13 protein-coding genes are annotated in these 11,221 nt (G+C 76.4%); 4 read left to right on the top strand and 9 right to left on the bottom strand.

Annotated elements, in window-relative coordinates:
• Positions 1 to 11: 11 nt before the first annotated feature.
• The gene (locus tag AKI01S_RS30945) at positions 12 to 1,046 is read left to right on the top strand and encodes a cobalt-precorrin-5B (C(1))-methyltransferase (RefSeq protein ID WP_067825660.1); all 1,035 of its coding nucleotides are present in this window, start codon (positions 12 to 14) and stop codon (positions 1,044 to 1,046) included.
• On the opposite strand, the gene AKI01S_RS30940 is transcribed toward AKI01S_RS30945, so the two are convergent.
• Positions 1,006 to 2,151, bottom strand: coding sequence for an MFS transporter (locus tag AKI01S_RS30940; RefSeq protein WP_157420263.1), 1,146 nt, complete (start codon positions 2,149 to 2,151; stop codon positions 1,006 to 1,008). The two genes, AKI01S_RS30945 and AKI01S_RS30940, sit on opposite strands and share 41 nt — an antisense overlap.
• 102 nt (positions 2,152 to 2,253) lie before the next feature.
• Here AKI01S_RS30940 and AKI01S_RS30935 point away from each other — a divergent pair, with 102 nt between their 5' ends.
• On the top strand, positions 2,254 to 2,769 hold the full coding sequence (locus tag AKI01S_RS30935; RefSeq protein ID WP_067825655.1) for an Lrp/AsnC family transcriptional regulator: 516 nt from the start codon (positions 2,254 to 2,256) through the stop codon (positions 2,767 to 2,769).
• Here the strand turns inward: AKI01S_RS30935 and AKI01S_RS30930 are convergent.
• Genes AKI01S_RS30930 through AKI01S_RS30920 form a run of 3 tightly spaced genes read right to left on the bottom strand, consistent with a single transcriptional unit; the run spans position 2,720 to position 5,012 of the window.
• Positions 2,720 to 3,244 carry a nitroreductase family deazaflavin-dependent oxidoreductase gene (locus AKI01S_RS30930; protein ID WP_067825654.1) on the bottom strand — a complete coding sequence of 175 codons (525 nt, stop codon included), beginning with the start codon at positions 3,242 to 3,244 and terminating at the stop codon, positions 2,720 to 2,722. The two genes, AKI01S_RS30935 and AKI01S_RS30930, sit on opposite strands and share 50 nt — an antisense overlap.
• Positions 3,235 to 3,837: a response regulator transcription factor gene (locus AKI01S_RS30925; RefSeq protein WP_067825652.1), complete on the bottom strand. Its 603-nt coding sequence runs from the start codon at positions 3,835 to 3,837 to the stop codon at positions 3,235 to 3,237. The genes AKI01S_RS30930 and AKI01S_RS30925 overlap by 10 nt, the downstream gene beginning before the upstream one ends.
• Positions 3,834 to 5,012 (bottom strand): sensor histidine kinase, encoded by a 1,179-nt coding sequence (locus tag AKI01S_RS30920; protein WP_067825650.1) that lies wholly within the window; start codon positions 5,010 to 5,012, stop codon positions 3,834 to 3,836. Before AKI01S_RS30920 ends, AKI01S_RS30925 begins: the two co-directional genes overlap by 4 nt.
• 171 nt (positions 5,013 to 5,183) lie before the next feature.
• On the opposite strand from AKI01S_RS30920, the gene AKI01S_RS30915 reads away from it, so the two are divergent.
• Entirely contained in the window at positions 5,184 to 5,765 is a 582-nt protein-coding gene (locus AKI01S_RS30915) for a hypothetical protein (protein ID WP_067825648.1), read from the top strand.
• A 42-nt stretch (positions 5,766 to 5,807) separates the two neighbouring features.
• On the opposite strand, the gene AKI01S_RS30910 is transcribed toward AKI01S_RS30915, so the two are convergent.
• Both AKI01S_RS30910 and AKI01S_RS30905 read right to left on the bottom strand, forming a co-directional pair.
• Positions 5,808 to 6,779: a quinone oxidoreductase family protein gene (locus AKI01S_RS30910; protein WP_067825646.1), complete on the bottom strand. Its 972-nt coding sequence runs from the start codon at positions 6,777 to 6,779 to the stop codon at positions 5,808 to 5,810.
• The gene (locus tag AKI01S_RS30905; protein WP_067825644.1) at positions 6,776 to 7,744 is read right to left on the bottom strand and encodes a Gfo/Idh/MocA family protein; all 969 of its coding nucleotides are present in this window, start codon (positions 7,742 to 7,744) and stop codon (positions 6,776 to 6,778) included. The genes AKI01S_RS30910 and AKI01S_RS30905 overlap by 4 nt, the downstream gene beginning before the upstream one ends.
• Before the next feature lie 82 nt (positions 7,745 to 7,826).
• Between AKI01S_RS30905 and AKI01S_RS30900 the strand changes: the two genes are divergently transcribed.
• Positions 7,827 to 8,714 (top strand): LysR family transcriptional regulator, encoded by an 888-nt coding sequence (locus tag AKI01S_RS30900; RefSeq protein ID WP_067825642.1) that lies wholly within the window; start codon positions 7,827 to 7,829, stop codon positions 8,712 to 8,714.
• A 59-nt stretch (positions 8,715 to 8,773) separates the two neighbouring features.
• On the opposite strand, the gene cobM is transcribed toward AKI01S_RS30900, so the two are convergent.
• Genes cobM through AKI01S_RS30885 form a run of 3 tightly spaced genes read right to left on the bottom strand, consistent with a single transcriptional unit; the run spans position 8,774 to position 11,158 of the window.
• Positions 8,774 to 9,517: a precorrin-4 C(11)-methyltransferase gene (cobM, locus tag AKI01S_RS30895; protein ID WP_067825683.1), complete on the bottom strand. Its 744-nt coding sequence runs from the start codon at positions 9,515 to 9,517 to the stop codon at positions 8,774 to 8,776.
• Positions 9,514 to 10,755, bottom strand: a complete 1,242-nt coding sequence (locus AKI01S_RS30890; RefSeq protein WP_067825640.1) for a bifunctional cobalt-precorrin-7 (C(5))-methyltransferase/cobalt-precorrin-6B (C(15))-methyltransferase — start codon at positions 10,753 to 10,755, stop codon at positions 9,514 to 9,516. Before AKI01S_RS30890 ends, cobM begins: the two co-directional genes overlap by 4 nt.
• Positions 10,748 to 11,158, bottom strand: coding sequence for a pyridoxamine 5'-phosphate oxidase family protein (locus AKI01S_RS30885; RefSeq protein WP_067825638.1), 411 nt, complete (start codon positions 11,156 to 11,158; stop codon positions 10,748 to 10,750). Before AKI01S_RS30885 ends, AKI01S_RS30890 begins: the two co-directional genes overlap by 8 nt.
• Between the last annotated feature and the right edge of the window lie 63 nt (positions 11,159 to 11,221).

Raw genomic sequence — 11,221 nt, 5'->3', positions numbered from 1 at the left:
AGACTAGGAGGGTGAGCGAACTCCGTTACGGCTGGACCACCGGCGCGTGCGCGACGGCCGCGACGAAGGCGGCCCACGCGGCGCTGCTGGGCGGCGAGTTCCCCGACCCCGTCGAGATCGTGCTGCCGAGGGGGCAGCGGCCCGCGTTCGCGCTGGCCGTGGAGGAGCGCGGCGACGGGTTCGCGATGGCGGGGATCGTCAAGGACGCGGGCGACGACCCCGACGTCACGCACGGCGCGCTGGTCCGGTCCACGGTGCGGCCGGGGCCGCCGGGCGGCGGGGTGACGTTCCGGGCGGGGCCGGGCGTGGGGACGGTGACCAAGCCGGGGCTGCCGCTGGACGTCGGGGAGCCCGCCATCAACCCGGTGCCGCGCCGGATGATGCGCGAGGTGCTGGGCGACGCCGACGTCATCGTGGAGATCTCGGTGGACGGCGGCGAGGAGCTGGCGCGCCGGACGTGGAACCCGCGGCTCGGGATCCTCGGCGGGCTGTCGATCCTGGGGACGACGGGGATCGTCGTCCCGTACTCGTGCTCGGCGTGGATCGACAGCATCCGGCGGGGCGTCGACGTGGCGCGGGCGGCGGGGTACACGCACGTCGCGGGCGCCACGGGCAGCACCTCGGAGAAGGTCGCCGCCGAGCTGTACGGGCTGCCGGAGGACGCGTTGCTGGACATGGGCGACTTCGCGGGCGCGGTGCTGAAATACCTGCGGCGGCATCCGGTTCCCCGGCTCACCATCGCGGGCGGGATCGGCAAGCTCGCCAAGCTCGCGAACGGGCACCTGGACCTGCATTCCAAGCGTTCGCAGGTGGACTTCGAGGCGCTGGCCGCGCTGGTGGACGATCCGGAGACCGCCGAGCGGGTCCGGGGCGCGAACACGGCGCTCGACGCGCTGCGGATCTGCCAGGCGGCGGGCCATCCGCTGGGCGACCTGGTGGCGGCCCGCGCCCGCGAGGTGGCGCTGGAGACGCTGCGCGGCGCGCCCGTCGCGGTGGACGTCGTGGTCATCGATCGCGCGGGGACCATCGTCGGCCGAGCCGGGTGACCAGCGGCGCCGCCGCCAGGAGGCCCGCCGCGGCCGCCAGGAGCCGGAAGCCGCCGAACGCCAGGACCGCCGTGCAGGCCAGGGACGCGACGGCGGCCAGGCCCCAGACCGCCGCGTCCACCGCGCCCTCCAGGCTCGCGCGGCCGACGGCCGGGAGGTCGCGGGCCAGCCGGGTGCTGCCGCCGATGAAGCACAGGTTCCAGCCGTACCCGAGCAGGAACATCGCCGCCGCCTGGAACGGGGCGCCGCCGGGGCCCGCCCCGGCCAGCGCGCTCGCCGCCAGGAGCGTCGCCAGGCCCGCCGAGGCCACGCGGTCCGCGCCGTACCGGTCGGTGAGGCGGCCGGTGAGCGGGGACAGGGCGAACATGCCCAGGGTGTGCGCCGACAGCACCGTCCCGATCGGGGCGAGGCCGTGGCCGTGCAGGTGCATCTGGAGGGGGACGGCGGTCATCACGGCGACCATGACGACCTGCGCGGTCGCCATCGTCACGAACGCCGACCGGGCGGCCGGGGAGCGGGTCAGGTCGCGCGGGCGCGGGACGGGAGGCCGCTCGGGCCCGCCGGTGACGGCCGTGGCGACGGCCGCGGCGGCGACCGCGCACACCGCCGCCGCCAGCAGGAACGGGCCGGTGTGCGCCGAGAGCCCGGCGGACTCCGCCAGATCGCCGGAGGGGGACAGCAGCAGCGGCCCGCCCACCGCGCCGACCGTCGCCGCCCACACCACCAGGCCGATGGCGAAGCCGCGGCGGTGCGGCGGGTGGAGCCCGGCGACCGCGTAGCGGGACAGCTGCGCGCTCGCGTTGCCGAGGCCGAGCAGCAGCATCCCCAGGCAGAGCGCCGGGACGTCGTGCCGGGCGGTCGCCCAGACCGCCAGGGCGGCCCCGGCGGTGGCGGCGAGGTAGCCGAGCGGCAGACCGCGGCGGCGGCCGACCAGCAGCGCGCCGACGCCGGTGCCGACGATGCCCGCCGTGACGGGCAGGCCGCCCCGGGCCGGGCCGAGGTGGTCGGTGGCGACCAGGGTGCCGGTCGCCGAGGTGACGGCCATGGCCGCGTTCATCATCGCCGTCCCGGCGCAGAGCGCCGCCGTGTCCCGTCGCTGTCGCACGCGTTCAACGCTAGGGAGGCCGCCCGCGGCGTTGAAGGCGGAAGGCAAGGCGTTGGAGGCTGGTCCCCTGGCGTTCGCAAGGTCGAGGGCGGGGAGGACTTCATGATCGATGGAGAGCTGGATCCGACCGACTGGCGCATCCTGGACGAGCTGCAGCGCGACGGCCGCCTGTCGTTCAACCGGCTCGCCCGCCGGGTGAACCTGTCGCCGCCCGCCGTGGCCGAACGCGTCCGGCGGCTGGAGGAGGCCGGGGTGATCACCGGCTACCGGGCCGTGGTGGACCCGGCGCGGGCGGGGCTGCCGCTGACGGCGTTCGTGCGGATGCGCTGCTCGCTGGGCCGCTGCCTGCTGCGCACGACGACCGCCGAGGACTATCCCGAGGTGACCGAGGTGCACAAGCTCAGCGGCGGGTCCTGCACGATGCTGAAGGCGCGGGTGGCGTCGATGCGGCATCTGGAGGGGCTGCTGGAACGCCTCGGCGAGCACGGCGAGATGCACTCGTCGGTGGTGCTGTCCACCCAGTACGAGGGCCGTCCCGTCGAGCCCCCGCCGGCCGGGGCCCGCCCGGTCACCGCCGCCGAGGGCTGGTCCCGCCGGGACGGTCCGGGGGCCCGCTGACGGCCCGGCCCGCCGACAGCGTCAGGCGGACCATGGGCAGCGTGGTCACCGGCGCCCCGGTCGCCCTCTCGATGACGGCGCGCAGGTTCCGCCAGGCCCGGGGACGGGCGCGGGCGTAGCGGCGCAGGGTCTCGGCGGACTCCTGCTCCGGCATCGGGACCGCCCGGGCGGGGACGCCGCGGCGGAGGCCGGTGGAGACGCGGACGTCGGGGTCCGCCAGGACGTTGCGGTACCACTGGGAGCGCTCGCCGAAGCCGGAGACGACCACGTACGTGTCGGGGGCCGGGCGGTCCACGACCTCCAGCACCACGTGACGCCGGGCGCCGGTGACGCGGCCGGTGTGCTCCAGCATCAGCAGGCGGGCGCCGAACACCGCCCCCAGCCCGGCCCGGTACAGGTGGATCGGGGCCCGCGCGAGCCGCCGCGTGCGCAGGGCCCGGGCGGCCAGCGCGGCGGGCCCGCCGGTCAGATCCATCCCTCCTGCCAGGCGTGGTGGGCGGCCGCGTGGCGGGTGGGGGCGTTGAGCTTGGCCATCGCGGAGGACAGGTAGTTGCGGACGGTGCCGGGGGCCAGGTGGACCTGGGCGGCGATCTCGTTGACGGACGCCCCGGTGCGGGTGGCGCGCAGGATGTCGAGCTCGCGGGCCGTCAGCGGGCAGGCGTCCTCGGTAAGGGCGGAGGCGGCGATGTCGGGGTCCACGTAGCGGCGGCCCGCCGCGATGTCGCGGATGATCTCGGCGAGGCGGGCGGCCGGGGTCGTCTTGGCGACGAAGCCGCTCGCGCCCGCCGCCAGGGCGCGGCGCAGGACGCCGGGGCGCGCGTGCCGGGTGACGATGACCACCTTGGTGGGCAGGTCGGCGCGGATCTCCTCGGCGGCGCGCAGGCCGTCGGCCGGGGGCATCTCCAGGTCGAGGACCGCGATGTCGGGGCGGTGCTCGCGGGCCAGGCGGACCGCGTCGGTGGAGGTGGCGGCCTCGGCGACGACCTCCAGGTCGGGTTCCAGGGCGAGCAGCGACGCCAGGGCGCTGCGCAGCAGGTCCTCGTCGTCGGCGATGAGCAGGCGGATCATGTCGGCTCCGTGGGGACAACGGCCGTCACCGTGAACCGGTCGTCGGTCCGCTCCCAGGTCAGGGTGCCTCCGGCGGCGCGGAGGCGGTCGGCGAGGGTGGTCAGGCCCGTTCCGTCCGAGGCGGTGCCCGGGGCGGCGTCCGGGGTGGCGGCGCCGTCGTTGGTGATGGTCAGGCGGGCCTCGGCGGCGGTGACCGCGTAGGCGATGCGGGCGTTGCGGGCGTGGCTGTGGCGGAGGATGTTGGTGACCGTCTCCCGCATCACCAGGCCGAGCAGGTGCCGGGCCGCGGGCGGCAGGTCGCCGGGGGACGGGTCGCCGGGGGACGGGTCGGTGCGGGCGTCGATGTCGGCGGCGGTCAGCACGCGGGTGGCGTTGGCGATCTCCTCGTCGAGGGTGGTGCGGCGGTAGCCCTGGACCAGGGCGCGGGTGTCCTGGAGGGCGGTGACGGCCAGGGTGTGGACCTCGGCCATCTCGGTGGCGGCGCGGGCCGGGTCGGCGGCGGCCAGACGCGCGGCCAGCTCGCTCTTGAGGGCGATCACCTGGAGGTGGTGGCCCTGGATGTCGTGCAGGTCGGCGGAGAAGCGGAGGCGTTCCTCCCGGACGGCCAGCTCCGCCGACAGGCGGCGGGCCACGTCCAGGCGGGCGGCGATGTCCCAGGCCCACAGCGGCCCGAGGACCGCCCACACGGTGAACGCCAGCAGCCCCACCGGGAACAGCGCCGCGTAGAGCGGGTCGTCACCGTGGGCCGGGGCCACCAGGGCGCCGGGGGCCGCGAAGACCGGCAGGGCGACGGCGAGCAGGACGGCGCGGCGGCGCAGCGGCAGGAACGCCGCCGCGACCGCCACCATCACCGCCGGGGCCAGCGCCCACCGCCCGTACTCCCGCGTGGACAGGGCGAGCGCCGCCAGGACGGCCGCGCCCGCGACCCCGACGGCCAGCCAGGGGACGGGCGGGCCACCGTCGTCGCCGATCCGGTGGCCGAGCAGGACCACGCTCGCCGCCGCCGTGGCGGCCAGGGCGGCCACGGCGACGGCGCGGGGCACCGGCGGCAGGTCCGGCAGCCACAGGGCCGTGATCAGGACCAGCAGGAACGCGGTCGTCCCCGGAACGGTCCACCACGTGTAACGGCGGAAGCCCGTCCAGCCCGTTCCGCTTTCGGCCGCGCCGTCGCTCATGGGGACATTGTGGGGCAGGAAGGGGCCCCGGTCGTGGACGCGTGACGGCTGTCATCGAAGAACGTGACATCCGCACGCCGGGGGGTGGGGCTTCGGCACTACGCGCGGCGTCCGCCGGAGCGCAGGCTGAGAGCGCGAAGACACCCCGCCCGAGTATGAGGGAGACCCGAGATGACACAGCCGACGGAGACGGCGCGCGGAGGCCGGATCGACGCGGTGAAGCGGCGCTGGCCCACCCTGGTGGCCTGCCTCCTCGCCCCCCTCATGGTCATGCCCGGCGACGACCCGGATCCGGGGGGCCAGGTGCGGGCCCTCGCCGAGGCGATGCTCATGCTGCCGCTGATCTACCTGATCGTGGCGAAGCTCGACCGCAGGCGCCTGACCTGGCCGGTGCTGTTCGGGGTCGCCGGCCTGTTCGTCGTGGCGAAGGCGCTGGACGTGGTCGCGCCGTCGGTCGTCCTCGGGGCGGTCGCGCTGGTCGTGCTGCTGTGGGGGATCGCCGGGGGGCGGTTGCGGCGCGGCGACGTGTTCACGACGCAGGCGGCCGGGCTGGTGGGGTTCGGGGCGCTGGTGCTGGCCGGGCTGGTCATGGACCCGGACGTGGGGCTCTACCTGGTGGCGGCGGGCTGGTTCCTGCACGGCGTCTGGGACTTCGCGCACATCCGGCTGCGGCGGACGGTGGCGTCGTCGTTCGCCGAGTGGTGCGGGATCGTGGACGTGCTGGTCGCCGTCGGGCTGATCGTGCTGCTGTAGGAACGCGGGCGGCCCGTCGCGGGAACGGGCCGCCCGGCGCCGTCACGGGCGCAGCAGGAGCTTGCCGACCGTCGCGCGGCCGCTGATGTCGCGGTGGGCGCGGGCGGCCTCGGCCAGCGGGTACTCGCCGTGGATCCGCAGGTGGAGGCGGTCCTCGGCGATCCAGGAGAGCAGGTCGCGGTAGCGGCTGAGGTACTCGTCCCGGTCGTCGGCGAAGTGGCGCAGCGTCGGGCGCGTCAGGAACAGCGAGCCCCCCTTGGACAGCCGCATCGGATCGACCGGCGGGACCGGCCCGCTGGAGCCGCCGAACAGCACCAGCGTCCCGCGCCGCCGCACCGCGTCCAGGGACCGGTCGAACGTCGCCCGCCCCACCCCGTCGTACACCGCGTGCACGCCCCGCCCGTCGGTGAGCTCGCGGGCCCGCGCGTCGAAGTCGTCGTAGCCGAGGACGTGGTCGGCCCCCGCCGCGCGCGAGATCTCCGCCTTCTCCGGCGTGGAGACCGTGGTGAGGACCGTCGCGCCGAGGATCTTGGCGATCTGGGTGAGCAGCAGCCCCGCGCCGCCCGCGCCCGCGTGGACCAGGACGGTGTCGCCGGGCCGGATCGCGTAGGAGTCGGTGGCCAGGTAGTGGGCGGTCAGGCCCTGGAGCGGGAGCGCGGCGGCCCGCGCGTCGGTCAGCGCGTCCGGAACGGGCAGCAGCCGGTCGGCCGGGGCGACCAGCCGCGCCGCGTAGGAGCCGGGGACGCCCTCCCAGGCGACCCGGTCGCCGGGCGCGACGCCGGTGACATCCGCGCCGACCGCGACGACCCGGCCGGAGCCCTCGGCGCCCGGCACCCACGGCAGCCGCTGCGGATAGGTGCCGTCGCGGCCGTAGACGTCCATGTAGTTGACCCCGGCGTAGGCGACGTCGAGGAGGACCTGCCCGGGACCGGGCGCGTCGGGGACGTCGATCTCGGCGGGCGTCAGGACGTCGGGCCCGCCGGTCTCGCGGACGACGATGGCGGTGGTGTTCATCGGTGCTGCTCCCGGTTGCGAAGGTGAAGGGTCTCGATGACGCGCTGGACGCGGAGCCCGGCGGCGAAGTCGGCCAGCGTCGTGGTCTCTCCCCGGACCGCGCGGGCGAACTCGGCGAGGCGCGCGCGTTCGTCGCCGTGCGGGCCGTCGTCGACCGGCACCGGCGTCCAGCCGTGCGCTCCGGCCGTCTCCAGGCGGCTCCAGCCGGTGATCCGGTACGACCGGCGGCTGCCGTACAGCGTCCACTCGTAGCTCTCGGGGACGGCCGCGACCTGCCCGGACAGCCGGACCGGAACATCGCCCGCCCGCAGCGTCGCGGCCGCGAAGCGTTCGGCGCCGGAGTAGTCGACCGCGGCGTCGGCCACGTCGAGCGGGCCCAGCAGGCGGTCGGTGAGGAACACGAAGTGGGAGGCGACCTCGCGCAGGAACCCGCCCTGCGCGGGCCCCGCGACCCACGCCGCGTCCCGCTGGAACGCCCGCGGCCACTCCGGGAACGCGAACCGCATCTCCACGCCGAGCACCTCCCCGGCCTCCCCGGCGCGCACGGCTGCCAGGACCTTCACGGCGGCGCGGCGGTCGGACAGGACGAAGTTCAGCGCGTTGGCGACGCCGGACGCCTCGGCCGCCGCGACCATCTCCGCGCCCTCGTCGAGGTCGACGGCCAGCGGCTTCTCGCAGAACACCGCCCGGCCCGCCTTCATCGCCCCGATCGCGTGGCGCGCGTGGGTCGCGGGCGGGGAGGCGATGTAGACGGCGTCGACGCCGTCGCCGGTCAGCGCCCTCTCGGGGGAGGCGGTGAACGCGAGGTGCGGATGCGCGGTACGGGAACGTTCCACCGCCGCCGGGGACGGGTCGGCGGCGAGGGCGACCTCGACGTCGGGGTGGTCGGCGGCGGCGTCGAGCATCGCGCGGCCCATCGCGCCCAGGCCGACGACGCCCAGGCGGATGCGCTGGTCGGTGTGCATGCGTCCAGGCTGGCGGCTTCCCAATCATCAGCACAAGCGATGATTTCTGAAGAATGGTTAAGTCAGGCTGTATCGTCGGGGTGTGCTCGACGTTCACCGGCTCATGGTGCTGCGGTCCGTGGTGGAGACCGGCTCGATCAAGGCCGCCGCCGTCCACCTCGGCTACACGCCCTCGGCCGTCAGCCAGCATGTGGCCGCGTTGCAACGGGAGACCGGGACGGCGTTGCTGGAGCGCCACGGGCGCGGGATCCGGCCGACGGCCGCCGGGCGGCTGCTGGCCGAGCACGCGCGCAGGGTGCAGGCCGACCTCGCCGCCGCCGAGACCGCGCTGAACGACCTGCGCCGGGGCGTGTCCGAACGGCTGGTCGTGCGGTACTTCTCCTCCGCCGGGGCCGCGCTGGTGCCCCCGGTCGTCGCGCGCTTCCGGAAGCGGTTCCCCGGCGTGCGGGTCGAGCTGCGCGTCGGGAAGGGGCTGGCGATGGCCGCCGACCCGGACGGCGCGGCCGACGCGGAGATCGTCCTGGCGGCCGACCTCGCCGGGATGCCGCCCGGGCTGCGGGCCGTTCCGCTGCTGGAGGACCCGTTCGTGGCGGTGCTGCCGCCGGACCACCCGCTGGCCGGGAACGCGACCGTGGAGCTGGGCGCGCTGCGCGGCGAGCCGTGGGTGGACAACGAGTGGCCGCCCGGCAACTGCCGCGAGGCGATGCTCCGGGGGTGCGGGGCGGCGGGCTTCACCCCCGACTTCGTGGTGGAGGCGCACGACTACGCGGCGGCGGTCGCGTTCGTCGCCGCCGGGCTCGGCGTGACGCTGGTGCCCGGCCTGGCGCTGCGGGCGATCTCCACCGAGGGCGTGGTGTGCCGCCCGGTCGAGCGCCCCACTCCCACCCGCCAGGTGTACGTCGTGGTCAAGGACCAGCCGCCGCGCCCGGAACTGGCGGCGTTCCTGGAGATCCTGCGAGAAATGGCCTGACGAGGACCGCAGCGGAGCGAGGATCTTCGTCAGGCGTTCTCGCCGGGGGGAGCGCCGGCTCAGGCGCGGCGGCGGGCCGCCGAGTACAGGTGGCTGTCGGTGAAGTTCTCGGCGGTGAGGACCCGGCCGACGACGATCACGGCGGTGCGGACGATGCCCGCCCGCTCCACCTGGTCCGCGATGTCGGCGAGGGTGCCGCGCAGGATCACCTCGTCGGGGCGGCTGGCGAACGCGACCACGGCGGCCGGGCAGTCGGCGCCGTAGTTCGGGACCAGCTCGGCGACCACCGCCCCGATGCGCTGCACGGCCAGGTGCAGCACGATCGTCGCCCGGGACCGGCCGAGGGTGGCCAGGTCCTCGCCGGGCGGCATGGGGGTCGCGCGGGCCGAGGTGCGGGTGAGGATCACCGACTGGGCGACCTCGGGGACGGTCAGCTCGCGGTTGAGGGAGGCCGCGGCGGCGGCGAACGCGGGGACGCCCGGCACCACGTCGTAGGGGACGCCCGCGGCGTCCAGGCGGCGCATCTGCTCGGCCATCGCGGAGAACACCGACGGGTCGCCGGAGTGCAGGCGGGCGACGTCGTGGCCGTCGGCGTGGGCCGCCACCATCTCGGCGACGATGTCGTCCAGGGTCATCTTCGCGGTGTTCACCAGGCGGGCGTCCGGCGGGCACCACGCCAGCATCTCCGGCGGGACGAGGCTGCCCGCGTACAGGCACACCGGGGACGCCGCGATCAGGTCCCGGCCGCGCACCGTGATCAGGTCGGGCGCGCCGGGGCCCGCGCCGACGAAGTGGACGGTCATCGCGCCGCCTCCCCCTTCACGGCCGTCCACGTGGTGACCGGCATCATCGTCCTCCATCCTGTGAAGCCGCCGACCGGGGCGGCGCGGGACACCTGGATCCGGGTCAGGTCGCCGCCGATCCGGGCCTGCCACTCGCCGACGAGGCGTTCGGTCTCCAGGGTGACGGCGTTGACGACGAGCCGGCCGCCGGGCCGCAGGGCCCGCCAGCACGTCTCCACCATGCCGGGGACGGTCGCGCCGCCCCCGACGAAGACCGCGTCGGGGGCGGGCAGGCCGCGCAGCGCCTCGGGGGCGCGGCCCTCCACCAGGCGCAGGCCGGGGACGCCGAGGGCGGCGGCGTTGGCGGTGACGCGGGCGGCGCGCTCGGGGCGGTGTTCGACCGCGACGGCGCGGCAGGAGGGGTGGGCGCGCATCCACTCGATGCCGATGCTGCCGCTGCCCGCGCCGACGTCCCACAGCAGCGCGCCGGGCGTGGGGGCGAGGCGGGCGAGGGTGAGGGCGCGGACCTCGCGCTTGGTGAGCTGCCCGTCGTGGTCGTAGGCGTCGTCGGGCAGGCCGGGGACGAGGGGGAGCGGGTCCCCGGCGCGGCAGTGGACGGCGACGATGTTGAGCGGGTCGACGGCGTCCGCGCCGCCGGGCGGGAGGGGGCCGACGCGTTCGTCGGGGGCGCCGAGGCGTTCCAGGACGGTGAGGTCGGCGGTGTGGCCGCGTTCGGCGAGCAGCGCGGCGACGCGGGTGGGGGTGGCGGCGTCGGCGCTGAGCACGAGGACGCGGCGGCCCGGCGCGAGGACCCGGTGCAGCGTCTCCAGCGGGCGGCCCACCGCGCTGACCACCTCGGTGTCCTCCAGCGGCCAGCCGAGCCGCGCGCAGGCCAGGGAGACCGAGGAGGGGTGCGGCAGCACGCGCAGGCGCTCGGGGCCGAGCAGGCGCGCGAGGGTGCCGCCGATGCCGTGGAACATGGGGTCGCCGCTGGCCAGGACGGCGATCCGCTGCCCGGCGTGCTCGTCGAACAGGCCGGGCAGGGCGGGCAGCATGGGCGACGGCCACGGGACGCGCCGCGCGGTGACCGCGCCGGGGAGCAGCGCGAGCTGGCGCGGCCCGCCGAAGACCACCTCGGCGTCGCGCAGCGCGCGGCGGGCGTCGTCGGCCAGGCCCGTCCAGCCGTCGGCCCCGATCCCGACCACGACGACGGGCGGTCCGTCCGGCGCGGGCCGGTCGGCGGACCCCCGTTCAGACATTGCCGAGGACCCGGGTGATCCGGATCTCCAGGACCACGCGCTCGGGATTCTCGCGCGGGGGCTTGTAGCGCTCGGCGTAGCGGGCCTCCGCCTCGGCGACCTCCGCGGGGGCGTCGCGGACCACGGCGCGGCCCTCCAGCGTGGACCAGCGGCGGCCGTCCACCTGGCACAGCGCCACCGGCAGGCCCTCGGGCCCGGCGGCGGCGACGTTGCGGGCCTTGCGGGACCCGCCCGAGGTGATCACGCGGGCGAGGCCGCGCGCGGGGTCCAGGGTCGCGCCGACCGGGGCGACGTGCGGGGTGCCGTCGGGGCGGAGCGTGGTGAGCGTGCAGATGTGGCGTTCCCGCCAGAACGCCAGCACGTCCGGGTCCGTCAGGCTCCGCCGGTGCCTGGTCTGCGACATTCCGCCCCCTCTATGGTCTGACCAGCAGGATCATCCCACAGCGGGGGGGTCGCCCCCGCGCCG

The sequence above is a fragment of the Actinomadura kijaniata NBRC 14229 genome, assembly GCF_001552175.1.
GTDB lineage: Bacteria > Actinomycetota > Actinomycetes > Streptosporangiales > Streptosporangiaceae > Spirillospora > Spirillospora kijaniata.
The sequence above is the reverse complement of the archived record's forward strand: the minus strand, read 5'-3'. Positions and strand labels throughout refer to the sequence as shown.

Excerpts from the sequence above, each read along its gene's own strand:
- AKI01S_RS30930 (WP_067825654.1), bottom strand. The coding sequence starts at position 3,244 with ATGGATCTGACCGGCGGGCCCGCCGCGCTGGCCGCCCGGGCCCTGCGC.
- AKI01S_RS30890 (WP_067825640.1), bottom strand. The coding sequence starts at position 10,755 with ATGTCTGAACGGGGGTCCGCCGACCGGCCCGCGCCGGACGGACCGCCC.
- AKI01S_RS30915 (WP_067825648.1), top strand. The coding sequence starts at position 5,184 with ATGACACAGCCGACGGAGACGGCGCGCGGAGGCCGGATCGACGCGGTG.
- AKI01S_RS30935 (WP_067825655.1), top strand. The coding sequence starts at position 2,254 with ATGATCGATGGAGAGCTGGATCCGACCGACTGGCGCATCCTGGACGAG.
- AKI01S_RS30910 (WP_067825646.1), bottom strand. The coding sequence starts at position 6,779 with ATGAACACCACCGCCATCGTCGTCCGCGAGACCGGCGGGCCCGACGTC.
- AKI01S_RS30885 (WP_067825638.1), bottom strand. The coding sequence starts at position 11,158 with ATGTCGCAGACCAGGCACCGGCGGAGCCTGACGGACCCGGACGTGCTG.
- AKI01S_RS30925 (WP_067825652.1), bottom strand. The coding sequence starts at position 3,837 with ATGATCCGCCTGCTCATCGCCGACGACGAGGACCTGCTGCGCAGCGCC.
- cobM (WP_067825683.1), bottom strand. The coding sequence starts at position 9,517 with ATGACCGTCCACTTCGTCGGCGCGGGCCCCGGCGCGCCCGACCTGATC.
- AKI01S_RS30905 (WP_067825644.1), bottom strand. The coding sequence starts at position 7,744 with ATGCACACCGACCAGCGCATCCGCCTGGGCGTCGTCGGCCTGGGCGCG.
- AKI01S_RS30920 (WP_067825650.1), bottom strand. The coding sequence starts at position 5,012 with ATGAGCGACGGCGCGGCCGAAAGCGGAACGGGCTGGACGGGCTTCCGC.